Origin of the sequence: Geodermatophilus sp. Leaf369, assembly GCF_001424455.1 — a bacterium.
Lineage (GTDB): Bacteria > Actinomycetota > Actinomycetes > Mycobacteriales > Geodermatophilaceae > Klenkia.
This window is the reverse complement of sequence record NZ_LMQA01000002.1, coordinates 363951-388611: the sequence shown is the minus strand read 5'-3', so window position 1 is coordinate 388611 and position 24661 is coordinate 363951. Positions and strand designations below refer to the sequence as shown.

The 24661-nt window shown below is 75.5% G+C and carries 22 protein-coding genes; 5 read left to right on the top strand and 17 right to left on the bottom strand.

Annotated elements, in window-relative coordinates; translation table 11 throughout:
• Positions 1-66: 66 nt before the first annotated feature.
• Positions 67-1854, top strand: coding sequence for a MinD/ParA family protein (locus ASG36_RS10705; RefSeq protein WP_055763612.1), 1788 nt, complete (start codon positions 67-69; stop codon positions 1852-1854).
• Positions 1851-2465: an alpha/beta family hydrolase gene (locus ASG36_RS10700; RefSeq protein WP_055763610.1), complete on the top strand. Its 615-nt coding sequence runs from the start codon at positions 1851-1853 to the stop codon at positions 2463-2465. Before ASG36_RS10705 ends, ASG36_RS10700 begins: the two co-directional genes overlap by 4 nt.
• A 62-nt stretch (positions 2466-2527) precedes the next feature.
• Here ASG36_RS10700 and ASG36_RS10695 read toward each other — a convergent pair whose 3' ends face one another.
• From ASG36_RS10695 to ASG36_RS10680, 4 genes are all read right to left on the bottom strand, one after another.
• The gene (locus ASG36_RS10695) at positions 2528-3361 is read right to left on the bottom strand and encodes an SRPBCC family protein (RefSeq protein ID WP_055763609.1); all 834 of its coding nucleotides are present in this window, start codon (positions 3359-3361) and stop codon (positions 2528-2530) included.
• A gap of 92 nt (positions 3362-3453) precedes the next feature.
• Positions 3454-4314: a xanthine dehydrogenase family protein subunit M gene (locus tag ASG36_RS10690; RefSeq protein ID WP_055763607.1), complete on the bottom strand. Its 861-nt coding sequence runs from the start codon at positions 4312-4314 to the stop codon at positions 3454-3456.
• Positions 4311-6788, bottom strand: coding sequence for a xanthine dehydrogenase family protein molybdopterin-binding subunit (locus tag ASG36_RS10685; RefSeq protein ID WP_055763605.1), 2478 nt, complete (start codon positions 6786-6788; stop codon positions 4311-4313). Before ASG36_RS10685 ends, ASG36_RS10690 begins: the two co-directional genes overlap by 4 nt.
• The gene (locus ASG36_RS10680) at positions 6785-7291 is read right to left on the bottom strand and encodes a (2Fe-2S)-binding protein (protein ID WP_055763603.1); all 507 of its coding nucleotides are present in this window, start codon (positions 7289-7291) and stop codon (positions 6785-6787) included. Before ASG36_RS10680 ends, ASG36_RS10685 begins: the two co-directional genes overlap by 4 nt.
• 300 nt (positions 7292-7591) lie before the next feature.
• Here ASG36_RS10680 and ASG36_RS10675 point away from each other — a divergent pair, with 300 nt between their 5' ends.
• Complete coding sequence (locus tag ASG36_RS10675) at positions 7592-8395, top strand: carbonic anhydrase (RefSeq protein ID WP_055763601.1); 804 nt, start codon at positions 7592-7594, stop codon at positions 8393-8395.
• A gap of 6 nt (positions 8396-8401) precedes the next feature.
• Here the strand turns inward: ASG36_RS10675 and ASG36_RS10670 are convergent, their stop codons facing one another.
• The 9 genes from ASG36_RS10670 to ASG36_RS10630 all read right to left on the bottom strand — a co-directional run bounded on the left by ASG36_RS10670 (position 8402) and on the right by ASG36_RS10630 (position 19068).
• Positions 8402-9709 carry a GAF domain-containing protein gene (locus ASG36_RS10670; RefSeq protein WP_055763599.1) on the bottom strand — a complete coding sequence of 436 codons (1308 nt, stop codon included), beginning with the start codon at positions 9707-9709 and terminating at the stop codon, positions 8402-8404.
• A gap of 87 nt (positions 9710-9796) precedes the next feature.
• The gene (locus ASG36_RS10665) at positions 9797-11116 is read right to left on the bottom strand and encodes a multidrug effflux MFS transporter (protein WP_235494850.1); all 1320 of its coding nucleotides are present in this window, start codon (positions 11114-11116) and stop codon (positions 9797-9799) included.
• Between the two features lie 57 nt (positions 11117-11173).
• Complete coding sequence (mftF, locus tag ASG36_RS10660; protein ID WP_235494848.1) at positions 11174-12595, bottom strand: mycofactocin biosynthesis glycosyltransferase MftF; 1422 nt, start codon at positions 12593-12595, stop codon at positions 11174-11176.
• A gap of 38 nt (positions 12596-12633) precedes the next feature.
• Entirely contained in the window at positions 12634-13095 is a 462-nt protein-coding gene (locus ASG36_RS10655; RefSeq protein WP_255354626.1) for a class F sortase, read from the bottom strand.
• A 137-nt stretch (positions 13096-13232) separates the two neighbouring features.
• Positions 13233-14069, bottom strand: coding sequence for a DUF4397 domain-containing protein (locus tag ASG36_RS10650; RefSeq protein ID WP_055763595.1), 837 nt, complete (start codon positions 14067-14069; stop codon positions 13233-13235).
• 20 nt (positions 14070-14089) lie between these two features.
• Complete coding sequence (locus tag ASG36_RS10645) at positions 14090-15643, bottom strand: hypothetical protein (protein WP_055763593.1); 1554 nt, start codon at positions 15641-15643, stop codon at positions 14090-14092.
• Positions 15643-16251 (bottom strand): hypothetical protein, encoded by a 609-nt coding sequence (locus tag ASG36_RS10640; protein ID WP_157498760.1) that lies wholly within the window; start codon positions 16249-16251, stop codon positions 15643-15645. The genes ASG36_RS10645 and ASG36_RS10640 overlap by 1 nt, the downstream gene beginning before the upstream one ends.
• 166 nt (positions 16252-16417) lie before the next feature.
• Positions 16418-17113, bottom strand: a complete 696-nt coding sequence (mftE, locus tag ASG36_RS10635; protein WP_235494843.1) for a mycofactocin biosynthesis peptidyl-dipeptidase MftE — start codon at positions 17111-17113, stop codon at positions 16418-16420.
• Entirely contained in the window at positions 17110-19068 is a 1959-nt protein-coding gene (locus ASG36_RS10630; RefSeq protein WP_055763588.1) for an FAD-dependent oxidoreductase, read from the bottom strand. The genes mftE and ASG36_RS10630 overlap by 4 nt, the downstream gene beginning before the upstream one ends.
• Before the next feature lie 67 nt (positions 19069-19135).
• Here ASG36_RS10630 and ASG36_RS10625 point away from each other — a divergent pair, with 67 nt between their 5' ends.
• Both ASG36_RS10625 and ASG36_RS10620 read left to right on the top strand, forming a co-directional pair.
• Complete coding sequence (locus tag ASG36_RS10625; protein ID WP_055763586.1) at positions 19136-20122, top strand: iron-siderophore ABC transporter substrate-binding protein; 987 nt, start codon at positions 19136-19138, stop codon at positions 20120-20122.
• A gap of 29 nt (positions 20123-20151) precedes the next feature.
• Positions 20152-20634: a pyridoxamine 5'-phosphate oxidase family protein gene (locus ASG36_RS10620; RefSeq protein WP_055763585.1), complete on the top strand. Its 483-nt coding sequence runs from the start codon at positions 20152-20154 to the stop codon at positions 20632-20634.
• Between the two features lie 210 nt (positions 20635-20844).
• Here ASG36_RS10620 and ASG36_RS10615 read toward each other — a convergent pair whose 3' ends face one another.
• The 4 genes from ASG36_RS10615 to ASG36_RS10600 all read right to left on the bottom strand — a co-directional run bounded on the left by ASG36_RS10615 (position 20845) and on the right by ASG36_RS10600 (position 24544).
• Positions 20845-21582 carry a VWA domain-containing protein gene (locus ASG36_RS10615; protein ID WP_235494841.1) on the bottom strand — a complete coding sequence of 246 codons (738 nt, stop codon included), beginning with the start codon at positions 21580-21582 and terminating at the stop codon, positions 20845-20847.
• Between the two features lie 264 nt (positions 21583-21846).
• Positions 21847-22818, bottom strand: a complete 972-nt coding sequence (locus tag ASG36_RS10610) for a MoxR family ATPase (RefSeq protein WP_055763581.1) — start codon at positions 22816-22818, stop codon at positions 21847-21849.
• A gap of 56 nt (positions 22819-22874) precedes the next feature.
• Positions 22875-23711 (bottom strand): mycofactocin-coupled SDR family oxidoreductase, encoded by an 837-nt coding sequence (locus ASG36_RS10605; protein WP_055763579.1) that lies wholly within the window; start codon positions 23709-23711, stop codon positions 22875-22877.
• On the bottom strand, positions 23708-24544 hold the full coding sequence (locus ASG36_RS10600; RefSeq protein ID WP_055763577.1) for a mycofactocin-coupled SDR family oxidoreductase: 837 nt from the start codon (positions 24542-24544) through the stop codon (positions 23708-23710). Before ASG36_RS10600 ends, ASG36_RS10605 begins: the two co-directional genes overlap by 4 nt.
• Positions 24545-24661: the final 117 nt, after the last annotated feature.

Genomic DNA, 24661 nt, shown 5'->3' with positions numbered 1-24661 from the left:
CCTGCACTAGCGTGATCACGCGCCGGCAGGGGCCGGCACACCGAGTGACCACCTGGGGGCCCACCCGTGTCCGACCGCCCTGACGACGCCCGCGCTGACGACGCCGCGGGTCCCGCCGGAGACGGATCGGGGGCACCGGCGCCCTCGGACGACGCCGAGCGCCGCACCGACGGCGACCGCTGGCAGGCCTCCGTGGCGAGCTGGTCCCCCGGCGGGGACGACGCAGGACCCACCGAGTCGACCCGGGAGATCCGGCTCGACGGCGGTGCCCCCGGGTCCTCGGGCAGCGGCGGCTCCTGGGAGCAGTCCTGGCCCGCCGACCAGTCCTCCTCGTGGCAGCAGCCCACCTGGGAGCAGCCGTCCTGGGAGCAGAGCGGACAGCAGCCCACCACCCCGGAGCCACAGGCCTGGGGCACCCCGACCGACGACCGCTCCTGGGAGCAGGCCTCCCGCGACCAGATCGCCAGCTGGCAGCAGCCGCCGTCCTGGCAGCAGGCCGCCGACGCGGAGGCCGGGGTGGACCGCGGCGACCAGCGCTCGTGGGAGCAGACCCCGGACGCCCCCGCACCCCAGCCGACCTGGCGCCCGGCCGAGCAGCCGCCGGCCAACCCGCCGTCGTGGGAGCAGCCGGCGCCGGCCCAGCAGCAGGCACCCCAGCAGCAGGCACCCCAGCAGCAGGCTCCGCAGCAGCAGTACGCACCGCCCCCGCCGCAGCAGGGCGCCCCGCAGCAGAACGGCCAGCAGCAGAACGGCCAGCAGTCGTGGGGCCAGCAGCCCCCGGCCGGTGGCTCCGGCAGCTGGGGCAGCCAGGGCAGCACCACCGGGTGGCAGCCCGACAGCCGCCCCCCCGGTCAGGGCGGGCAGCACGGGCAGCGGCACAGCCCGCCGCAGGCCCCGCCGCCCGGTCCGCCGCCGTCGCTGACCTCCCAGTCGCTCCTCCGGCAGACCACCCAGGCGCCCACCCGCGGCTGGCGCCGGTTCGTGCACAAGGCCTCGGGCGGCAGCTTCAACCCGGGGCTGTCACCGGCCGAGATCGAGCACCGCGCGATGGTCGCCCGGGTGACCACCCCGGTGCGCGGCAGCAACCGCATCGCCGTCGTCTCGCTCAAGGGCGGCATCGGCAAGACCACCACCACCTGCTGCCTCGGGCTGACGCTGGCGCACCACCGCGGTGACCGGGTGGTCGCCGTCGACGCCAACCCCGACGCCGGCACGCTGGCCGAGCGGCTGACCAACGTCACCGACGTGACCGTGCGCGACCTGCTGGCCGGGGCCTCGCAGATCCGGTCCTTCACCGACGTCTCGGCCTACACCTCGCTGGCCGGCCGGCTGCAGGTGCTGGCCAGCGACCAGGACCCGGCGCTCTCGGAGGCCTTCTCCGAGGAGGAGTACACGACCGTCGCCGACATCCTGGCGCGGTACTTCAACCTCATCCTCACCGACTCCGGCACCGGCCTGCTGCACTCGGCGATGTCGGGCACGCTGGCGATCGCCGACTCCCTCGTCGTCGTCGGCGCCCCGTCGGTCGACGGCGCCAGCCGGGCCAGCAAGACCCTGGACTGGCTGATCGCGCACGGCCACGAGGAGCTGGTCTCCCGCTCGGTGGCGGTCATCTCCAGCGTGCGCCCGAACACCGGTGACGTGGACATGGACATGGTCCGCGACCACTTCGCCGCCCGGTGCCGCGCCGTGGTGGAGATCCCCTACGACCAGCACCTGGTCACCGGTGGGCTGATCGACCTCGACCGGGTCGGCGAGCCGGCCCGCCGGGCCTACCTCGAGCTGGCCGCGCACGTCGCCGACGGCTTCTCCCTGCCCCCGCTGCAGCGCAGGCCCAAGCCCGCCTCCGCGTGACCCGCCGGGACGTCGACACGCCCCTGGGCCCCGCCCGGTTCACCGTCGACGACCCGGCCGTCCCCCCGGTGGGCACGCTGCTGCTCGGGCACGGCGCCGGCGGCGGCATAGAGGCCCCCGACCTGCTGACGACGACGGCAGCGGCGGTCGCGCTGGGCTGGCGGGTGCTGCGGGTGGAGCAGCCGTGGCGGGTGGCCGGCAAGCGGATCGCCGCGGCGCCGCCACGGCTGGACGAGGGCTGGCGGGCGGTGCACGCCGCGTCCGCGGACCTGCGGACGGGTCCCGTGGTGTTCGGGGGCCGCAGCGCCGGCGCCCGGGTGGCCTGCCGGACGGCGGGCGAGCTCGGGGCGGCCGGCGTGCTGTGCCTGGCCTTCCCGCTGCACCCGCCGGGGAAGCCGGAGAACAGCCGGATCGCCGAGCTGGCCGGCGTCGTCGTCCCCACGCTGGTGGTGCAGGGCGCCACCGACGCCTTCGGCGGTCCCGACGACGTCCGCACCGCCCTGGCCGGTCACCCAGGGCAGGTCGTCGCCGTCCGCGGCGACCACGCGTTGAAGCCCGACCAGCCCGCGATCGCCGCCGCCGTCACCGCCTGGCTGCCCACCCTCACATGACGAGAAGCGCCCCCCTCGTCAGCTGAGCTGACGAGAAGGGCGCTTCCTGCCGGGCGGGGGGATCAGCGCCGGCGGCGGACGATCAGCGCGACCAGGATGCCCAGCACCGCGACGGCGGCGGCGGGTGCCGCGAACCGGGTGAAGGCGGCGCCGCCGGCGACCTCGAGCAGGTCGATCGGCTCGGGCTCGGACTGCGGCGCCGGACGGGGCTTGGTGGGGGCCTTCGTGGTCTCGGCGAGCTTGTCCGTCGCGGTGGCCGCGGCGTCGAACGCGGCCTCGCCGGCCTTGCGGGTGGCGTCGGCGACCGGGTTGTCCCCGTCGACGGAGGCCACCGACGCGGCGACCTCCTCGGCGGCACCGGTCACGGTCTGCGCGGCGTCGGCGGCTGCGGCCTTGACGGTCGGCTCCTGCTGCTCGGCAGCGGCGGCCTGATCGAGGGCGTGCTGCTCGTCGCTGGTGCCGAGCTGGGCGGCGAGCCGGTCGGCGAACTGGCCGAGCAGCTTGTTGCCCACGTCGGTCATCACGCCGCGGCCGAACTGGGCCGGCCGGCCGGTGATGTTGAGGTCGGTGAGCACGTTGACCCGGGTGGAGGAGCCCTCGTCGGCGAGCACGGCGGTGACGACGGCGGCGGCGGTGCCGTTGCCGCGCTGGTCCTTGCCGCGGGCGTCGATGACGGCCTTGTGCGCGACGTCGTCCTTCTCGATGAAGGACGCCTTGCCGGCGTAGGTCAGGTTGATCGGGCCGAGCTTGACCTTGACCCGGCCGGTGAAGTCGTCACCGGTGACGGAGTCGAGGGCGGCGCCGGGCATGCACGGGGCGATCCGCTCGATGTCCAGCAGCACCCGCCAGGCGTCGTCGATCGGGACGGGGACGATGAACGAGTTCTCCAACTGCACGGCTGGACCTCCAGGTTGAGGGAGCGGACAGGCGACCGGCCCGCCCCCGCAGGGGACGGGCCGGCCGACTGGGTGGGGCCTTGAAACCGACGCTACAGCCCTGCGGCCGCGGTCACAGCTCGTCGGGTCAGCACCCGGGCGAGGTGCTGGCGGTAGTCGGCCTGGGCGTTGAGGTCGCTGCTGGGTTCGGTGCCCTCGGCGGCCTGCGCGGCCGCCCCGGTCACGGTCTCCATGCTCACGTCGGCGCCGACCAGGGCCGCCTCGACCGCGCGGGCGCGGATCGGGGTGGAGCCCATGTTGGTCAGCCCGATGCGGGCCTCGGTGATCCTCGAGCCCTCGCGGCGGACGGCCGCGGCGACGGCCACGATCGACCATGCCTGGGCCACCCGGTTGAACTTCTCGTACCGGACGCCCCAGTCGCTGCCGAGCTTGGGCACCCGGATCTCGACGAGCAGCTCGCCGTCCTCCAGCGCGGTGGTCAGGTAGTCGACGAAGAAGTCGGCCGCCCCCACTGTGCGCCGCGCCCCGCCGGGGCCGGCGATGACGAACTCGGCGTCCAGCGCCAGCGCCACGGCCGGCAGGTCACCGGCCGGGTCGGCGTGCGCCAGGGCGCCACCGAACGTGCCGCGGTGCCGGACGGCGGGGTCGGCGACGGTCTCGGTGGCCTCGGCGATGAGCTTCCCGTACTGCGCGACCAACGGATCGGTGCAGATGTCGTGGTGGGTCGTCATCGCCCCGATGACCAGGCTGTCGCCGTCCTCCCGGACGCCGCGCAGCTCGGCGACCTTCGTCAGGTCGACGATGGTCTCCGGTGCGGCCAGTCGCAGCCGCATGACCGGGATGAGCGACTGCCCACCGGCCAGGATCTTCACGTCCTCCCCGCCGGCGGCGATGGCCGCGAGGGCCTCGTCGACGGTGGTGGGGCGGACGTACGCGAACGCAGCGGGGATCACTTCGCCTCCTCGTAGCCGGACTCGGTGGTGCGGGCACCGCCGTAGGCGTTGCTGCCCTCGGCGGCGCGGTCTCCGCCGTCGCCGCCCTGGTGGATGGCCCGCCAGACCCGCTCGGGGGTCAGCGGCATGCGGATGTCGGACACGCCCAGGTGCCGGACGGCGTCCAGGGCCGCGTTGACGACCGCCGGGGTGCTGGCGATGCAGCCGGCCTCGCCGACGCCCTTGGCACCCAGGGGGTTGTCCGGGGCGGCGTGCGTGGTGTTGCCGGTGTCGAAGTGCGGCAGGTCCATCGCCGAGGGCACCAGGTAGTCCACGAACGTGCCGGTGGTCAGGTTGCCGTCGGCGTCGTAGATGGCCTCCTCGTACAGGGCCTGGCTGATGCCCTGGGCGAGCCCGCCGTGCATCTGCCCCTCGACGATGATCGGGTTGACGATGTTGCCGATGTCGTCGACGCAGGCGTACTTGCGGATCTTGACGAACCCGGTGTCGGTGTCGACCTCCATCGCGCACAGGTGGGTGCCGTGCGGGAAGGAGAAGTTCGTCGGGTCGAAGGCGGCCTCGGCGTCGATCGAGGGCTCGATGCCCTCGGGGTAGTCGTGCGCGGCGAAGATCGCCAGGGCGATCTCCTGGATGCCGAGCCCGGCGCCGGGGGTGCCCTTGACGGAGAACTTCCCGCCGCTGAACTCCAGGTCGTCCTCGCTGGCCTCGAGCAGGTGCGCGGCGATCTTGCGCGCCTTGGCGACGACCTTCTCCGAGGCCTTCACCACCGCGGTGCCACCGACGACCAGCGAGCGCGAGCCGTAGGTGTCCAGACCACGCGAGCTGATCGCGGTGTCACCGTGCAGCACCTCGACGTCGTCGAAGGGCACGCCCAGCTGGTCGGCGACGATCTGGCTCCAGGCCGTCTCGTGGCCCTGGCCGTGCGGGGTGGACCCGGTGACGACCTCGACCTTGCCGGTGGGCAGCATCCGGATGGAGGCCTGCTCCCAGCCGCCGGCGCCGAAGGCCAGCGAACCGAGCACCCGGGAGGGGGCCAGGCCGCACATCTCGGTGAACGTGGAGATGCCGATGCCCAGCTGGACCGGGTCGCCGGACTCGCGACGCTGCTTCTGCTCCGCACGCAGCTCGTCGTAGCCGAGCAGCTCGAGCGCGGCCTGGGTGGCCTGCTCGTAGTCACCGGAGTCGTAGGAGAGCCCGGCCACCGTGGTGAACGGGAACTCCTCGGCGTTGATCCAGTTCTTGCGGCGCAGCTCCATCGGGTCCATGGACAGCTCGACGGCGAGCTCGTCCATGATCCGCTCGATGGCGAAGGTCGCCTCGGGGCGGCCGGCACCGCGGTAGGCGTCGGTGGGCACCTTGTTGGTGAACACCCCGTCGCACTCGAAGCGGTAGGCCGGGAACTTGTAGATGCCCGGGAACATGAACGCACCCAGTGCGGGGACGCCGGGGGTGATCAGCCGCAGGTAGGCGCCCATGTCGGCCAGCAGCCGCACGCGCAGGCCCTTGACGTTGCCCTCGCGGTCGGCGGCGACGTCGATGTACTGGATCTGGTCGCGCCCGTGGTGGGCGGTCATCAGGGACTCCGAGCGGGTCTCGGTCCACTTGACCGGCTTGCCCAGCCGGCGCGCGATGAGCAGTGCCAGGATCTCCTCGGGGTTGACCTGCAGCTTGCCGCCGAAACCGCCGCCGACGTCGGGGGCGATGACACGCAGCTTGTGCTCCGGGATGCCGGTGGTCAGCGCCGCCATGACCCGCAGGATGTGCGGGATCTGGGTGGCCGACCACAGCGTGTAGTTGTCCCCGGAGACGCCGACGACGACCGAGCGCGGCTCCATGAACGCCGGGATCAGGCGCTGCTGCACGAACCGGCGGGAGACGACCACGTCGGCGGCGTCGAACGCGGCGTCGGTGTCGCCACCGGTGCCGGCCTCGCCGGCGTCGAAGACGAAGTGGTAGCTGGTGTTGGACTCGGTGTGGGCGTGGACCAGCGGTGCGCCGTCCTTCGTCGCCTCCTCCATGTCCAGGACCACGGGGATGTTCTCGTAGTCCACGTCGATGGCCTCGACGGCGTCGACGGCGGCGGTGCGGCTGCGGGCCACGACGATCGCCACGGCCTCACCGACGTGGTTGACGGTGTCCACGGCGATCGAGGGGTGCCCGGGGTTGACCATGTCCGGGGTGACCGGCCAGGCGCAGGGGATGGAGCCCTGCTCGTCCTTGAAGTCGGCGCCGGTGTAGACGGCGACGACGTTCGGGCGGTCCTTGGCGGCGCTGACGTCGAGGTGGGTGATGGTCGCGTGCGCCACGGGCGAGCGCAGCACCGACATGTAGACCATGCCGGGCAGGACCATGTTGTCGGTCCAGGTGGTCTTGCCGGTGATCAGCCGGGCGTCCTCCTTGCGCAGGCGCGCCGAACCGACCTCCTTGGCCGGTGCCTCCGGGGTCGCGGTGCTCGGGTCCTCGGTGATGGTCATGCCTGTGCTCCCGTCGTCTCGACGGCGTGGGTGCCCGTCGAGCTCATCTCGCCGGCGGCCTGCTGGACCGCCTTGACGATGTTCTGGTAGCCCGTGCAGCGACAGAGGTTGCCCTCGATGCCCTCACGGATCTCGTGCTCGGTGGGGTTCGGGTTGTTCTTCACCAGGTCGATCGAGGCCATGATCATCCCGGGCGTGCAGTAGCCGCACTGGAGACCGTGCTGCTCGTGGAAGGCCTTCTGCATCGGGTGCAGGGTGGCGCCGTCGGCGATGCCCTCGATGGTGGTGACCTCGGCGCCGTCGGCCTGGACGGCCAGCACGGTGCAGGACTTCACGCTCTCGCCGTCCAGGTGGACGGTGCAGGCGCCGCAGTTGCTGGTGTCGCAGCCGACGACCGTGCCGACCTTGCCCAGCTGCTCGCGCAAGTAGTGGACCAGGAGGGTCCTCGGTTCGACGTCGTCCGAGTAGGACGCCCCGTCGACACGCACGTTGATCTGCGTCATGTCCTCCGCCTCGTTGCAGGGTCGTGGCAGCAGTCACCCACCGCCCGTGACCGCAGTGTGCCGACGGACACAGTCCTTAGGCCACGCTTACTTCCCCGCTCTGCCCTGGTGGACACCGCACGAGCGGAGAACGGCGCCCCAGGTGCACGCACCAGCGGAGGTGCGGCGTCGGGAGCCCCGCACCTCGGGGAGCGCGCAACGTTGCAGCGCTGTTGCAGGCGCCGTCCACGGTCGCGTTGACACCACCACACAGCCGACGCACAGTGGTTGTCCAGAGCAACCACACTCCCGGAGGTCCCCGTGCGTCCCGCCGTCCGTCCCGCCAGCGCCCTCACCGCCGCCGCGGTCCTGCTGCTCACCGCCTGCGGGGGGACCGCCGGGAGCGCCGGGGCTGAGGCCGGGGCCGGCACCACCACGGCTGCGGTCCCGGCGGCGGGTGAGCAGTTCGGCTACACCGGGGCCACCGGTCCCGGCGCCTGGGCGCAGCTGGACCCGGAGTGGTCGGCGTGCGGCACCGGGGAGCACCAGTCCCCCATCGACCTGGGCGGCGCCACGCCCGCGGCGCAGTCCGAACTGGGCGTGTCCTACGTGCCGGGCACCGCGGAGCTGGTCAACACCGGTGCCACGGTGCGGGCCGACGAGGCGCCCGGCTCCACCCTGACGGTGGACGGCGTGGGCTACGAGCTCACCCAGTTCCACCTGCACGAGCCGGCCGAGCACACCGTGGACGGCGTCCGCGCGGACGCCGAGCTGCACCTGGTGCACACCGCGGCCGACGGGTCCCTCGCCGTCCTCGGCGTGCTGCTCACCGAGGGCGCGGAGGACGTGGCCCTGCAGCCCTACCTGGACGCGCTCCCGGGGACGCCGGGCGAGACCTCGGCACCGGCGTCGGTCGACCCCGCGGCCCTGCTGCCGGCCGACCACGCGACCTACCGCTACACCGGCTCGCTGACGACGCCGCCCTGCTCGGAGGACGTCGAGTGGCTGGTCCTGCAGCAGCCGGTGTCCGCCTCGGCCGCACAGCTGGCGGGCTTCCGCGCCGTCATCGGGGAGAACGCCCGCCCGGTGCAGGAGACCGGCGACCGGACGGTCACCGTCGGCTGAGCCCGGTCAGCGCGGGCGGGGGCTGCGTCGCAGCCGGAGCAGCTGCCCGGCCGCCGCGGCCCGCCGGGGTGAGCTGACCGGCAGGCAGTCGAGCAGGCCCTGCCAGACCGCGGCGTCGTCGGCGGCGTCGGGGAGCCGGCTGTAGCGCACCAGCAGCTCGGGGCGCCCCGAGCGCAGCACCGCGGCGCGCAGCGAGCCGGCCAGCCGGGCCCGGGCGGTGCGGACGCCGGGGGCCTCCGAACGCGGCAGCACCACCCCGACGTAGCGGTCCAGGGCGGGGGCGACGGCGCCGCGGGCCAGCGCGCGGCGGACCTGGTCGAGATCGGTGTCCAGCGGGGCGGTGAGCCGGTAGGGCCGGGACCCCAGGAGGTCCTCGCCCAGGATCCGGCGCAACCGGGACAGCTCCGCGCGCACGGTCACCGCGGCCGCGTCTCCCGGGTGCACCTCGGCGGCGAGCTGGTCGGCGCTGCGTCCCTCGTCGGCCGCGGCGGCCTCGGCGAGCAGGAGCAGCAGCTCGGAGTGCCGCAGCGACAGGTCGGTGCGCCCGGCCGGGGTGGTCAGCCGGGCGCGCTCGCGGCCCAGCACCTCGAGCAACGGCCGGGCCAGGGGCGGGACCGCCGGCCGGCCGGGGAGCTCCTCGCGGTGCAACCAGCGCAGCTCGGACTCCGCGGCCGCGACCGTGGCGCGCACCAGGGTGAGCACGTGCGGACTGGCCACGTGGTCCCCGCCGGTGACGTCGATGGCGCCGAGGAGCACCCCGGTGACCGGGTGGTGCACCGGCGCGGCCGAGCACGACCACTGCTGCACGGTGCGGCTGAAGTGCTCGCCGCCGTGGATCTGCACCGGGGTGTCCAGGGCCAGCGCGGTCCCGGGGGCGTTGGTGCCGGCGACGTCCTCGCCCCACCGGGCGCCGGCCACGAAGTGCATGGACTCCGCGCGCGAGCGCAGCGCGCGGTCGCCCTCGACCCACAGCATCCGACCCTCGGCGTCGGTGACGGCCACGATCATCCGGTCGGCCTCGGCATCGGTGACCAGCAGGCGCCGGATCACCGGCATGACCGCGGCCAGCGGGTGCGCCTCGCGGTAGGCCAGCAGGTCGTGGTCGAGCAGGTCGACCGGCGGCGGCGTGCCGTCGGGGTCGACGCCGCTGCCCAGGCTGCGCCGCCACGACTCGTAGACGACCGGCCGCACCTCGTCGCGGCGGACGGCTCCCCCGTGGGTCACCACCGCCTCGTGCGCGGCCCGCAACCGCCGGGCGGCGACCGGGCTGGGCAACCCGTCGGGCAGCGCGAGCCACGGGTTCAGCGTGGTCACGCGACCCGGCCCGAGGGGACTGCCCAGTGGCTCATGTCACCCCATCGTGACCGTTCCGCGCCCGTTGCGCCAGGACGGACGTCCTGCTCAGTCCCCGGACTCCCAGTCGGGCAGCTGCCACGGACGCACCACGGCGGCCAGCACGACGATCGCGGCGGCGAACGCACCGACCATCGTCACGCCCATCGCCAACGCGTCGTTGCCGAGCACGCCGACCAGGGGGGCCACCAGCGCACCCACGCCGAACTGCACCGCACCCAGCAGGGCGGCCGCGGTGCCGGCGGCCTCGCCGTGCCGGGTCAGCGCCAGGGCGGGGGCGTTGGGCAGGCCGAGTCCGCTGGCGAACAGCACCACCCAGACCGGGACGACGACGCCGACCAGGCCGCCGGTGTCGGTGAGCGCCAGGACGACGAGGACCAGGGCCGCGACCAGGCCGATGACCAGGGCGCTCGCCAGCAGCCACTGCGGCTGGAAGCGGCGCAGCAGCACCGGGTTGAGCTGGGTGGCGGCGATCAGCCAGAAGGCCCCGGCGCCGAAGAGCAGGCCGAACTGCTGCTCGTCGAGGCCGAACTCGCCCTGGTAGACGAAGGCCGAGCCCGAGACGTAGCTGAACAGCCCGGCCATGGTCAGCCCGGCGACGAGCACCAGGCCGACGAAGACCCGGTCGTGCAGCAGGCCCAGGTAGTTGCGGCCGGTGCCGCGCAGCCCGCTGCTGGTCCGGCGCTCGGGCGGCAGCGTCTCCTTCAGCGTGGCGCCGACGGCGAAGACGAGCACCAGGCCGTACAGGGCCAGGAAGGCGAAGACCCCGCGCCAGGAGGTGAACCGCAGCAGCTCCCCGCCCAGCGTGGGCGCGAGCACCGGGGCCGCGCCGATGACCAGGAAGAGCCGGGACAGCAGGGTGGCGGCGGCCCGCCCGGTGTAGAGGTCGCGGACCACGGCGAGTGCGATCACCGCACCCGCGGCGGCGCCCACGCCCTGCAGCACCCGCAGCACCCCGAGGACGGCGATGTTCGGGGCGATCAGCACCAGGGCGCTGGCCAGCACGTGGAGCGCGGTGCCCACCAGCAGCGGGCGGCGCCGGCCCAGCGCGTCGGACAGCGGGCCGATGACCAGCTGCCCGAGCGCGAGGCCCAGCAGGGTGCCGGTCAGGGTGAGCTGGACCGTCGCCGACGTCGTCTGCAGGTCCTCGGTGATCGTCGGCAGGGCCGGCAGGTACATGTCGATCGTGAGCGGGCCGAGGGCGACGAAGGCGCCCAGGGTGAGCACCGTCCGCAGCCGGCTCGGGGTCGCGGCGACGGGGGCGGTGCCCTCGACGGTGCGCGGGGTCTCGGTGGTGGCGCTGATGACGAGCTCCTCGGCTGGTGGCGGCTGGCACGAGGGACGGCGCTGCCCCACAGGTGGCTCCAAGGCAGCACCCGGGACGGGTGTTCCCCGCAACGGACTCCGTCACGCGCTGTTCACCGGTCAGCCCGCCGGCGGCCTCGCGGGCAGCAGCGCCCGGGCGTCCCGGGCCCGGAGCGCGCCCCGCCACAGGCCGGCGCCGTAGGCCAGGTCCTCCAGCCGGCGGGCAGCCACGAAGCGGGGCAGGTCGACGTCCCGGCGGTGCGGCCACCAGGCGCCGACCCCGTCGGCCAGCGCGGCCAGCAGGGTCAGCCGGCGGGCCCGGCCGGACACCGCCAGGAGCGGGAGGACCAGCGGCCAGTGGTGCCGGGTGACCGAGCGGGCCAGCGTGCGGCCACCGGCCCAGGTGCCGCGGACGACCAGGGTGGCGGCGAGCCCGACGGGTGCGGACTCGCCGGGGCGGGCCAGCCGCCGGGCCAGCGTCCGGGTGGCGACGCCGAGCACGCCGGCCCCGGCGACCAGCCCCGGGCGTCCGCCCAGCAGGACACAGGCCCACGCCGCGGCCGACCACGGGGACATCACCACCGGGGCGACCGCGCTGCCGTGCCGCTGGGCCAGCAGGGCGGCCCCGGTGCCGTAGAACGCCCGGCGGCGCAGCCACTCCCCCGTCGCCCGGGGGTGCTGGTGGTCCACCTGCGCGCCGGGCTCGTAGCGCACCCGCCACCCGGCGCCGGCCAGCCGCCAGACGAGGTCGACGTCCTCGGCGACCCGCATGGTCTCGTCGAACCCGCCGCCCAGCGCGGCCCGCCGGACCAGCAGGGCCGCGCTCGGCACGTAGGAGACCCCCGACAGCGGGGCCACCGGCGCGGGGTGGCGGCCCATGTCCAGCGCACTGACCGCGTCCTCGTACCCGCCGACCCAGCCGGAGCCGTCCCCGGCCAGGGCGGTGATCCGGGGCGCGACGACGGCCAGCCGGGGGTCGGCCAGGTGCGCGGCCAGCACCCCGAGCCACCCGGGGCGGGGCACGCAGTCGGAGTCCAGGAAGGCCACCGCTGTGGTGCCGGCCGTGCGCAGGCCGGCGTTGCGGGCCGCCGAGGGGCCGCGGGCCACCTCGTGCCGGACCACGTCGGCCCGGTGTGCGGCGCACACGCGCGCCACGGCGCCGGGGTCCGCCGAGCCGTCGTCGACCACCACGACCGGGACGGCGGCCGTCTGCGGGTCGGCGCGCACCGCGGTGAGCAGGCGGTCCAGGCCCGCCGTGCGGTCCTTCACCGGCACGACGACGGTGACGCCGGCCGGGGTGACCGGGACGAGCCGCGGGTGGGCGAGGCCACTGTCGAGCAGCCGCCCGGCCAGCGCCGCGGTGGTCGGGTCCGCGACCGTGAGCCCGTCGCCGGCGAGCAGCTCGCGGGCCCGGGGCGCGAGCCGGAGCAGCCGCAACGGCGAGCCGCCCAGCAGCGTCGCCCCGGCGTCCCGGCGCCGGACCCGGGGGTCCAGGGCGACCACGAACCCGTCCGGCAGCCTCGCGTCCGGTGGAGCCGTCACCGGCACGGGCGGACGGGCAGGACGGACACGGGACGAGGTTAGGGGCTGACCCGACTGGCGAAGACGATGGTGTTGTCCTCGTAGGAGCGCACCGACCGGTCGAACTCCCCGCCGCAGGTGATCAGCCGCAGCTGGGCGTCCGGGGTCGGGCCGTAGACCTCGGCGGTCGGGAAGTCGTCCTTGGGCGCGGACTCCACCCGGTCCACCCGGAAGGTCGGGGCGGTCCCGTCCGAGAGCTCGACGACCACCTCGTCGCCGGGGGCGAGCTCCCGCAGCCGGTAGAACACCGCCGGTCCGTCGACGGAGTCCACGTGGCCGGCCACCACCGCCGGCCCCCGCTCACCGGGCACCGTCCCGTCGGCGAACCACCCGGCGCGGTCGAAGTCCACCGGCGCCGCGAGGCTCCCGTCGGGCAGCAGCCCGAGGGCCTCCAGCCCGGTCGCGTCGACCCCGATCGCCGGGACGGTCACCCGGGTCACCGTGGGCGCTGCGTCCTCCAAAGGCTGCGGGCCGGGCAGCGAGGTGCTGGCGGCCGGCGCGGGGACCGACGACGGGGCGGCTCCCGGTGCCGCGACGGCACCGCCGCACCCGGCGAGCAGGAGGCCGACGGCGAGCAGGACGGCGGCCCGGACGGCGCTCAGACCGTCCGCCGGCGGGCCACCACCGGCACGACCACCGCCGCGGCGAGCACCAGGCCGGCCAGCGTCGCCGGACCGCGGTCGGCCGGCGCCGTCCCGCCGCCACCGGTCTCCACCCCGCCGCTGGGGGTGACGCCGGTGCCGGCCGCGTCCTGCAGGGCGGTGACCGTGACGGACCCGTCCGGTGCGTCCAGGGCGACCAGGGTGTTCACGCTGCCCGGCTCGACCCGCACGCCGGTCGCCGTCCCCACCTGGGTGCCGTCGGCGTCCACCGCCAACGACCACACCCCGGCCGGGATCTCGGCGTAGCCGGTGGCCGTGGCGAAGGCCGCGTCGCGGGCCAGCACCGGCCCGTCGACGGCGGTGACGGTGACGGAGGGGTGGCTCACCGAGGCCTGCAGCAGCCGGATCCGGGCCTGCCCGTCCGGCGGGGTGCTGAGGTCGTCGGTGAGCACGGTGCCGGTCAGGTCGGCGTTGAGCCCGACCGCGGCCACCGTGTAGGCCTGCCCGTCGGCCACCGTGACCGACTGGGTGATCGCCGGCGGGTCGGCGGCGTCGCCGCCGGCCGGGACCATCGAGGCGGTGTAGGTGCCGGCGGGCACCCGGGTGTAGTCCGACACGTCGCCGTAGGCCACGTCGCTCAACGCCAGCACCGAGCCGGAGTCGCTGGCCGCGGTGAGCTGGACGTCGACCGCGGGGGTGTCCGGGGACAGGTGGGTCAGCCGGACCCACCCGCCGGTCGTGCCGTCCGCGGGCGCCGCGGCGGCGACCGCGGGGACCCCCAGGACGGCGAGGGCGGTCAGGGTCAGCACACCGAGTGCGCGTCGGACGGTCATGGTTCCTCCAGGGCGGGTGGTCACGGGGTGCCCAGCAGGCCGGACGGCGGAGCGCCCGGCCAGGTGAGCAGGAGGCCGTCGCCGGTGTCGGCGACGACGGCGGTGAAGGGGGCGGGCTGGGCGCCCACGAGCACGGCGAGCGCCGACCCGGTGCCCACGGGGGAGCCGTCGACCGCGGTGACGAGCACGGAGTCCGCCAGCCCGTCACCGTCGGTGTCCCGGACGGCGGCGACGTCCAGCGTGCCGTCGGCGGCCGCCCGCGGGAGCACGACGAGCACGCGGGGGTCGACGGCACCGGCGGCCAGCGCGGTGCGGACGGCGTCGGTGAGCACCAGCCCGGGGTTGACCGCGAGCTCGGCGCCGACGCCCTGCCGGACCTCGAGCCCGGCGTCGGGCACCGCGGTCGCCGGGGCAGCGGCAGACGCGTCGGCCGCCTCGACCGGGGTCGGAGCCCGACCGGCCGGGACACCGCTCAGCGCCAGGGCGAGGACGACGGTCCCGACCGGGGCCAGCCGCGCGGCCCGTCGGGCACCCCGCCCCCGCCCGAGGGCCAGCTCCAGTGCCGCGGCCGGCAGCACGAGCGCGATCCACGGCAGGACGACGACCAGCACGGTCGGCGCCGCCACCCCGGGGAGGGCGGACAGCGCCAGCCAGCCCACGACGCCGGCGGCCAGCGGGCGGGCCGAGGGCCGGCGGACGAGCAGGAGCACACCCGCGGCGGCGGCCAGCACGGTCGTCACCGGGTCGGCGTCCAGGCCCAGTGCCAGGGGCAGCTGCCCGCCGGGGCCGAGCAGGCCGAACCCGGCGCCGTCGAGGAGCGGGCCCGGCGCGGCGCCGAGCCGGGCCAGCCCGACCAGCAGGGCGTACCCGCCGAGCAGCAGGGCCACGGTGCCGACGGCGACGGCCGGCGCCCGACGGTCGGCCGGGGCGTGCCGCACCACCAGCCAGACCACCACCGGCAGCGCCAGCAGGGTCAGCGGCGCGGTCAGCACCGCGACCGCGACGCAGACCGCCGCGGCCGCCGCGGCCCGGGGCCCGGCCCGGCCGCCCACGGCGAGGCAGCAGGCGGCCAGCAGCCACGGGACGGCGACGGCCTCGGCGGACACCGTGCGGTGCAGCAGGAGACCCAGCGGCGAGACCACCAGCACGACGACGCCGGCCGCGGCGACCGCCCGGGACGCCCCCAGCCGACGGGCCAGCACCCAGGTGAGCGCGACGGTCACCAGCAGCGCCAGGACGGCGACCTCGCGGACCGCGGCCACGGGGTCGCCGCCGTGCCGGCCGAGCGCACCGGTCCCGGACAGCCAGGCGGCGAGCTGCAGCACCGCGCCCGGCGGGCGCCCGGTCCACACGGGGTCGGCGACCCAGCCGGTGCCCGACGCGACACCCGCAGCGACCCGGGCCAGGGCGGACTCCTGCTCCGGGGCGGCCGACCGGCCACCGTGGGAGAGCACGCCGACGACCGCGGCACCGAGCAGGAGGGCACCCAGGACGAGGGCTGACCGGCCCCGCCCGGCGGATGGCCGGCCCTCCCCGGCGGGGCGGGCCGGGCGGGCCTGGACGACGACGGCCATCAGCGCTTGCGCTTGCGCTTGGCCGGCGGGCGGCCGGGCGTGCGGGTCGAGCCGCCGGCGGCCGTGACCCGGGCGGGCGGTCGCTGCGCCGGGCGACGGACGGCGGGCGGGGCGACGACGGGGGCCGGCTCGGCGGCAGGCCCGGCGGAGGAGGACGGCTCGGGCTCGGGCTCGGTGGGCTCCGGCTCGGTGGGCTCCGGCTCGGTGGGCTCCGGCTCGGTGGCTCCGGCCTCGTCGACGACGACGGGAGCCACCTCGGACTCGGCCGCGGGCTCGACGACCGGCGCGGACACCGGTACCGGCTCGACGTCGTCGGTCGCCCGGCCGCGCCGGCCGACCACCACGGCGCCACCGAGCCCGGCGACGAGCACCACAGCGCCGCCGCCGACGGCCATCCAGGCGCCACCGCGGGACTCCTCCACCTGCTGCACCGGCCGGGCCGGCGTGCTCGGCGCCTCCGTGGTGGGGGCGGTGGTCATCGCGGGCGTCGTCGTGGCCGGGGGCAGCAGCTGGGAGGGCGGTGCCGGTGCCGCGAGGGCCGCGGAGGCGCCGCCCAGCACGACGGCGACCGCGGCCGGCAGCGCCCACGTACCCACTCGGTCCAGCACCACAGGTCCCCCGTCGTCAGCGGGACCACGCGGACCCGCCCTGGTCAGCAGGACTCGATGGTGACCCGGTGACACGACCAGGGTCGGACCCGTCGGTCTCGGTACGGGGCGCCGTGACCCTCCGTGACGGCGACCGGGCTCAGTGATCACACAGAGGACCCTCAGCTCACCCCAGCAGACGGCCCCCGGCGTCGACCTGCCAGTTCCCCACGGCGACGACGAGCCGGTCGACCATCCCCGCGAGGAACCGCGCACCCTCCGCCGCGGTGGCGCCGGCCGGGTCGCCGAGCACCCCGTTCGGGCTCACCCCGCGCACGCCCTCGGCCCGCAGCCGGGGCAACAGCTCGCCGATCGGGGCCGTTTCCCCCGCCTCGGCCCGGTCCGGCCGCACGGCGTCCGGTTCCACGTGCAACAGCAGCGAGGTCTCGGTGCGCCCGGCGTGCGCGTCGCCCCCGGGCACGCCGCACGGGAACCAGGCGACGTCCCGCCCCTCGTGCCGGAGCAGCGCCACCGCCGCGCGCAGCGCCTCGAGGTTGCCGCCGTGCCCGTTGACCACCAGCAGTCGGCCCGCCCACAGCCCGGCCGAGCGGCCCAGCTCGACGAGCACCGCGGTGAGCGCCTCGGTGCCCAGCGACACCGTGCCGGGGAACCCCTCGTGCTCCCCGCTCGCCCCGTAGGGCAGCGCGGGTGCGAGCAGCAGCCCGGGCACTCTTGCCACCGCGGCGCCGGCGACCGCGGCGGCCACCGTGGTGTCGGTGCCCAGCGGCAGGTGCGCGCCGTGCTGCTCCACCGAGCCCAGCGGGACGACGACGGTGGGCCGGTGCGGCAGGTCCGGGGAGTGCGCCGTCCGCAGCTCGCTCACCACGCCAGCACCACCCGCTCGGCCTCCAGCACCGCGGCGGTGGCACCGCGCGGGGCCAGGCAGTCACCGATCCGGTGCACCTCGAGGCCGCCGTCCACGAGCTCCTGCCACAGCTCGTCGGCCGGGGTGGGGGGTGCGGCGGTCACGACCCAGTCGACCACCCGCACCTCCTCGGCACCGGTCGGGTGGTGCAGCAGCCGGACGCTGCGCCGGCCGTCGTCCCGGCGGTGCACGCCGAGGACGACCCGCTCGACGGTCTGGGCGATCCCGGCCGCGGCGGCCCGGCGGTGCCAGAGCTCGCGGTCCAGCGTGGGGCCGAGGTCCTGGGCGGCGACGAACGCGCCGGTGACCACCTCGACCCGGCAGCCCCCGGCGGCCAGCAGCTCGGCGGTCGACGTCGCGTGCGGCCCGCCGAGCTCGTCGACGACCAGCACCGAGCCGGCCGGCGTCACCGCTCCGGTCAGCACGGGGACGACGTCGACCACCCGCCCGTCGTCGTCGGCCCAGGCCGGCCGGGCCGGACGGGCCCCGGTGGCCAGCACGACGACGTCCGGCCGGTCGGCCAGCAGCTCGGCGGCGGTGACCCGGTGCCCGGTGCGCGGTTCCACCCCGGCCCGCCGGCAGGCGTGCAGGTCGGCGGCGACCAGCCCACCGAACCCGGCCCGCCCGGGGGCTGCACCCGCCACCGCGACCTGCCCGCCGACGGCGCCCCCGGCCTCCAGCAGGGTGACCCGGTGCCCGCGACCGGCGGCCGTGGCCGCGGCCCGCAGCCCGGCCGGACCGGCGCCGACGACCACCACGCGGCGGCTGCGCCGGGGGGCGGGCACGACGACGGACTCCCGGCCGGCCCGTGGGCTCACCTGGCAGCCCAGCCAGCGGTTGGCCCCCACCCGGGCGGCGCACTCGGTGTTGCAGCCGGTGCAGGGCCGGACGTCGTCCGCCCGCCCGGTGCGCAGCTTGGTGACCAGGTCGGGGTCGGCGACCTGGCCGCGGACGATGCCGACCAGGTCGCAGGAGCCGGTGGCGAGGGCGTGCTCGGCCTGGTCCGCGGTGACGATCCGCCCCACCCCGACGACGGGCAGCTCGCTGCCGTCGGCGCGCAGGGCGGCCCGGATGCGGGCGACCAGCGGCAGAGCGTAGCCCGGCGGGGTGGCCATCGAGGGCTCGACGAGGTGCAGGGACTCGGTGGCCACCCCGACGGTGGTGGAGAGCAGGTCGACCCGACCGGTGCCGGCCAGCAGCCGGGCGGTCGCGACGGCGTCCCCGGTCGTCGTCCCGTCCGGTTCGGCGGCGGCCAGGCGGACACCGAGCAACAGGTCGGGTCCCAGTGCGTCCCGGACGGCGTGCACCACCTCCAGCAGCAGCCGGGCCCGCTGCCCGACCGGCCCGCCCCAGCAGTCGGTGCGCCGGTTGGCGGTCGGGGAGAGGAAGGCGCGCAGCAGCGAGGACTGCGAGGCCTGCAGCTCGACGCCGTCCAGCCCGCCGGCCCGGCACCGTGCGGCGGCCGCGGCGAACGCGGTGACGACGGCGGCGAGGTCGGCGTCGGTGGCCTGTCGGGGGACCTCGCGGAACAGCGCGTCGGCCACCGGCGAGGGGGCCAGCAGCGGCACCCGGCTGTGCAGCGAGCTGCCCTGCCCGCCGTTGTGGTTGAGCTGGGCGAGCACGAGTCCGCCGTGCGGGTGCACCGCGGCGGCCAGCTCGGCGTACCAGTCCACGATGCCGGGGCCGGTGCCGTCGAGGACCTTCTCGTAGGGCCGGTCGTCGGCGGTGACCGCCTGCTCCTCGGTGATCACCAGTCCGGCGCCGCCCGCCGCGCGGGCCGCGTAGTACGCGGTGTGGGCTGCGGTGGGCCGCCGGTCCAGCGCCTGGTTGGTCAGGTGCGCGCAGAACACCACGCGGTTGGGCAGCGTCCGGCCGCGCAGCTGCAGCGGGGCCAGGAGCTGCGGGTGGGGCACGACGCGGACTCTGCCACCGCTGCGCCGACCTGCCAGGTGTGGTGAGGCTCGCCTCACCCTGGCCCCGGTGAAGCGTGCCCTCCTCCTCGTCACTGCGGTGCTCCTGGCCGGCTGCTCCGCCGAGCCGGCCGGTGAGGACTCCGCGGCCTCGGCCGCGGCACCGCCCTCGGGGATCGCCCCGGACGCGCTGCCCGACGGCTTCGGCTCGCCTGCTGCCGACGGCGTCTTCCCCCGCACGGTGACCCACTTCGGTGGCACCTCCGAGATCCCGGCCGAGCCCGAGCGCGTCGTCGTGGTCAGCACCGGGCAGCTGGACGGGGTGCTGTCGCTCGGGGTGGTGCCCGTCGGCGCCACCCTCGCCAGCGGGGCCGAGCTGGTGCCCGGGTACCTGGAGACCGCCTTCCCCGAGGTGGACCTGGCCGCGATCGGCTCGGTCGGGCTGCGGCTGGAGCCCGACCTCGAGGCGATCGCCGCGCTGCAGCCGGACCTGGTGTTGGTCAACACGGTGGGCGCCGAGACGATCGGGGCGTCGCTGGCCGGCATCGCCCCGACCGTGGTCACCGAGGGGACCGGGGTGAACTGGCAGCAGGACCTGCTGCTGGTCGCATCCGCCCTGGGCCGCACCGACCGGGCCGACGCCCTGCTCGGAGACCTGCTGGACGACGCGGCCGCGGTCGGCGCCCGAGTGGACGGGCGCACCGTCTCGGTCGTGCGGATCGGCTCGGACCGCACCCGGCTCTTCGGCGTCGGCTCCTTCGTGGGCAGCCTGCTGGCCGCCGGCGACGTCCCCCGCCCGGCCGACCAGCAGTTCACCGGGACCTCCCAGGACCTCAGCGAGGAGCAGCTCACCCTGGCCGACGGGGACCTGCTCCTCTACGGCGTCCAGGCCGGCGCCGAGGACGCTGCGGCGCTGTCCAGCTCGCTCTGGACCGGACTGCCCGCGGTCGCCGACGGCTCGGCCGTGCAGGTCGACGACGAGGCGTGGTTCCTCAACGCCGGGCCGGCCGCGGCGCAGGTCGTGCTCGACGAGCTCGACGCGGCCCTGGGGGGTTGACGCACCCGTCGCGGGGGAACCCCGGCGCCATGACTGAGGACCACACCCGCAAGGTCGCCGAACTGCTGAAGGACGAGCGGATCGGCATGTTCACCACCACCGCTCCCGACGGCACCATGATCAGCCGGCCGATGGCGCTGCAGGAGGTCGAGTTCGACGGCGACCTGTGGTTCTTCGCCGCCCGCAGCTCCCGCAAGGTCACCCACATCACGGCGAACCCGCAGGTCAACGTGGTGGTCGGGTCGGGCAGCTCGTGGGTCTCGCTGACCGGTCGGGCCGCGGTGGTCACCGACGACGCGAAGAAGAAGGAGCTGTGGAACGCCGGCGTCGCCGCCTGGTTCCCCGACGGGCCCGACGACGACGAGATCGTGCTGATCGAGGTGGACGGCGACAGCGCCGAGTACTGGGACACCCCCGGCGGCCGCGTCTCGACCCTGCTGAGCTTCGCCAAGGCCAAGGTCACCGGCGAGCCCTTCTCCGGCGGCGAGAACGAGAAGGTCGACCTGCCCTGAGCCCCGTGCAGCCGGCGCACAGCGAGCGCACTGCCCGCGTGCAGCTCGCCGGCGCACGGTGGGGGCACACCACAGGAGGTGCCCCGATGACCGCCATCGCCGTGCTCGCCGTCTTCTTCGCCCTGCTGACCGTCGCCGATCTCCTGCCGGAGACCGTGCACGAACGCCGGATCGGCCTCGTCGCCCCCCGTCCCTGATCCGAGCCGCTGGTCAGTCGGTGAAGACCGCGGTGAGCGCGCGGGCGACGTCGGTGTGGTCGCGGATCAGCCGGATCCGGCCGCGGCCCATCCGGGCGAGGTCGCGGCCGAGCTCGACGTCGTCCTCACCGCTGGTGTCCAGCAGCACGTCCAGGCGGGGCAGCCGGGCGGCGGTGGTGCGCGGGTCGGGGCCGGCGTTGTGCACGCAGTCGGACAGCAGCAGCACCCGGGCGTCGCGCGGCGGCACCCCGGCCAGCACCCGGCCGGCGGTCTCCAGGGCGAAGGAGACGTTGGTGAGTCCCTGGGTGGGCACCCGCAGCAGGAGGTCGAGCACGCCCAGCGGCTCGACGGGGGCCCCGAGCGGGACGAGCACCGCGGCGTCGGACCAGAAGGCGACGACGGCCAGGGAGTCCCGGCCCAGCTCGCCGGCCAGCGCGCCGACGGTGGCCGCCGCCGTCCGCAGCCGCTCGCCCTTCATCGACCCGGAGACGTCCACGACCAGCACGACCGACCGCTTCGTGCGCACCCGTTCCCGCACCACCACGTCGTCGTCCTCGGGCAGCGGCTTGCCGGCGACGAGCTCCAGCGTGCGCTCGAGGTCCAGCTCGTCGGAGCCCCCGGCCCAGCGCTGACTGGTCAGCTCCCCGACCCCGCGCCGGGCCCGGCGGTCCCGCGGGGGGCGGGGCACGGCGAGCCGGCGGGCGATCTGCCGGGCACGCTGACGGGTGCGGGCGTCGGCCTCGGCGAGCACGTCGAGGTCGGCCAGCGGGATCAGCTCGGCCGGTTCGTCCGTCGTCCCCGGACCGGACCCACCACGCCGCGCCGCGGCCTCCTTCGCCCGTCGCCGGTCACCCGACGACAGCGCGAGACCGGACCCGCCCTTCGCCGGCTCGTAGGTGGCGGGTTGCTCGGTCAGCTGCTTGGGACGACGCCGCAGGGGCTTCAGCGTGCGGTGCTGTCGAGAGCTCCCCGGCCGGTCGCGGCGGGTGACCGGGGAGTCGGCCTCGACGGTCCTTCAACCGGGCTCCGCGGCTGCCGGCTGCAGCAGGAAGTGGTCCTCCCAGATCTCCCGCAGCACGCCCTCGGGGGTCTGCTCGGCGATCTCGTCCAGGTGCACCCGGCCCGACAGCGCCAGCATCACGGCGTCCCAGACCACGGCCGTGTAGTCCTCGGGCAACCCGCGTGGCGGGGCCACCGACGGCTCGTCCGGGAGCGGGACCCCGCGCATGGCGGCGAGCTGGGCGGCGACCAGGGCGACGTCGATCGCCCCGCGCACCGAGCTGCCCTGCCGGACGTCGTCCCGCTCGCGGGTGGCCCGGGTGAGCGCGACGGCATCGGCGATCAGCCGGGGTGACTCCACCCCCGTGCGTCGTCCGACGATGCCGCGTTCGGCCTCGGCGTCCTGGTAGTCCACGGCCAGCCGGCACATCCGGTCCGACACCGAGGTGGGCATCCGCGTCGTCCCCACCGCGTCGTAGGGGTTCATCGAGGCGACCACCCGGAAGGTGGGTGCGGCGTCGACGGTGCCCACGGTGGGCACCGTGATCCGCCGTTCGGCCATGGCGGTGAGCAGGGTGTTCAGGGTGTCCTCGGGGGCCCGGTTGAACTCCTCGACGTAGAGGAACCCGCCCTGGCGCATGGCCTCGACCAGCGGACCGGGGACGAAGTTGTCCGCGGTGTAGTCCTCGCGCAGCACCCGGGCCGGGTTGTGGTGCCCCACCAGCCGGGTGGGGGTGAGATCGGCGTTGCCCTCGACGAAGAGCAGCGGGATGCCCCACTCGGCGGTGATCGAGCGCAGCAGGGTGGACTTCGACGTGCCGGGCGGACCCTCGAGCAGCACGTCGCGGCCGGCGGCGACGGCGGCCAGCAGCAGGTCCGTCTCCCGTTCGCGGCCGACCAGGTGGGTGGCGACCCGGGCGCGGACCTCGCGGACCGTGCCTGCGTCCAGACCGGTGACCCGGCTGCCGGTGATGGTGCTGTCGTCCATGGTGTCCCGTCGTGGAGGGGCAGCCGGGGACCGCGCGGGTCCCCGGCTGCCGGTGGTCACTTGACCGTGTAGCCGGCGTCGACCGGGAGGGTCACGCCGGTGATGTACCGCGCCTCGTCGGAGACCAGGAAGAGGATCGCGTTGGAGATGTCGACCGGCTCGACCCACGGCACCGGCAGCGCGTTCGTCGACTCGAAGATCGGCGCCGCCTTCTCCCGGGACGGCGCCGGGTCGTCCGGTGCGAACAGGCCCCAGGTCTTCTCGTTCTGGATCATCACGGTGTCCACCCCGGTGGGGTGCACGCTGTTGACCCGGATCGAGTGCTGGGCGAACTCGTTGGCCAGCGTCCGCATGACCCCGACGACGCCGTGCTTGGCCGCCGTGTAGTGGATCGTGTTCGGCGTGCCCTTGAGCCCCGCCGTGGAGCTGGTGAGCACGATCGACCCGCCCCGGCCGCCCTCGATGAGGTGCGGCAGGGCCACCTTGCAGGTGTTCCAGACCCCGGTCAGGTTGATGTCGATCATCTCGCGCCAGGCCTCGTCGGTGATCTCCAGCGCGGGCTGGATCTCGAAGACCCCGGCGTTGCCGAGCACGATGTCCAGCCGCCCGAGCTGGGCGACCCCGTCGTCGACGGCGGCCTTCATCGCCGCGGAGTCCCGGACGTCGGCCTTGGTGGCCACGATCCGCCGGTCCAGCGCCTCGACCTGCCGGACGGTCTCCGCCAGGTCCTCGTCGGTGGCCGGCGGGTACATGCCGATCGAGCCGATCGGCGCGCAGACGTCGACGGCGATGATGTCCGCACCCTCCTGCGCCAGCCGCAGCGCGTGGCTGCGGCCCTGCGACCGGGCCGCGCCGGTGATGAACGCGACCTTGCCCTCGACCCGGCCGGTCACTTCTGCACCGCCCCGGCGTCGACGGGCAGCTGGACGCCGGTGACGTACCGGCCGTCGTCGCTGACCAGGAACAGGATGGCGTTGGAGATGTCGACCGGCTCGACCCACTCGATGGGCAGCGCGTTCATGACCTTGAAGGACTCCGCTGCCTCCTCCCGGGTGACCTCGGACTTGTGCTTGTCCGGCCGGAAGAGCCCGTAGGTCTCCTCGTTGTGGATCATGTCGGTGTTCACCGAGGTCGGGTGCACCGAGTTGACCCGGATCATGTCCGGGGCGAACTCGTTGGCCATCGTCTTCATCAACCCGACCACACCGTGCTTGGCCGCGACGTAGTGCGCCAGGTTGGCCAGGCCCTTGATCCCCGCGGTCGAGGACGTCAGGACGATCGCGCCGCCCCGGCCCCCGGCCTTGATGTGCGGTACGGCGGCCCGGACGGTCTTGAAGACGCCGGTCAGGTTCACCCCGATCATCTCGTCCCAGTCGTCGTCGGTCAGGTCCTCGACCGGCGCGAAGGTGGCGATGCCGGCATTGGCCAGCACGATGTCCAACCGGCCCAGCTGGGCCACGCCGTCGTCGACCGCGGCCTTCAGGGCCGCCGAGTCCCGCACGTCGGCCTGGGTGGCGATGATCCGCCGGTCCAGCGCCTCGACCTGCCGCACGGTCTCGGCCAGGTCCTCCGGGGTGGCCATCGGGTAACCGACCGACGCCATCTGCCCGCACAGGTCCACGGCGATGATGTCCGCGCCCTCCTGCGCCAACCGGAGTGCGTGGCTGCGGCCCTGACCTCGGGCCGCACCGGTGATGAAGGCGACCTTGCCCTCGAGCTTGCCCATCTGTGTTTCCTCCTCGTCGAGTCCCACTGCGTGCGTGGTGCACGACCCGACGCGTCGGTGCGTCGGGTCGTCAGGGCCCCGAGGGGGCCGCGGCCACCGGCCGCCCGGTTCGCGGCT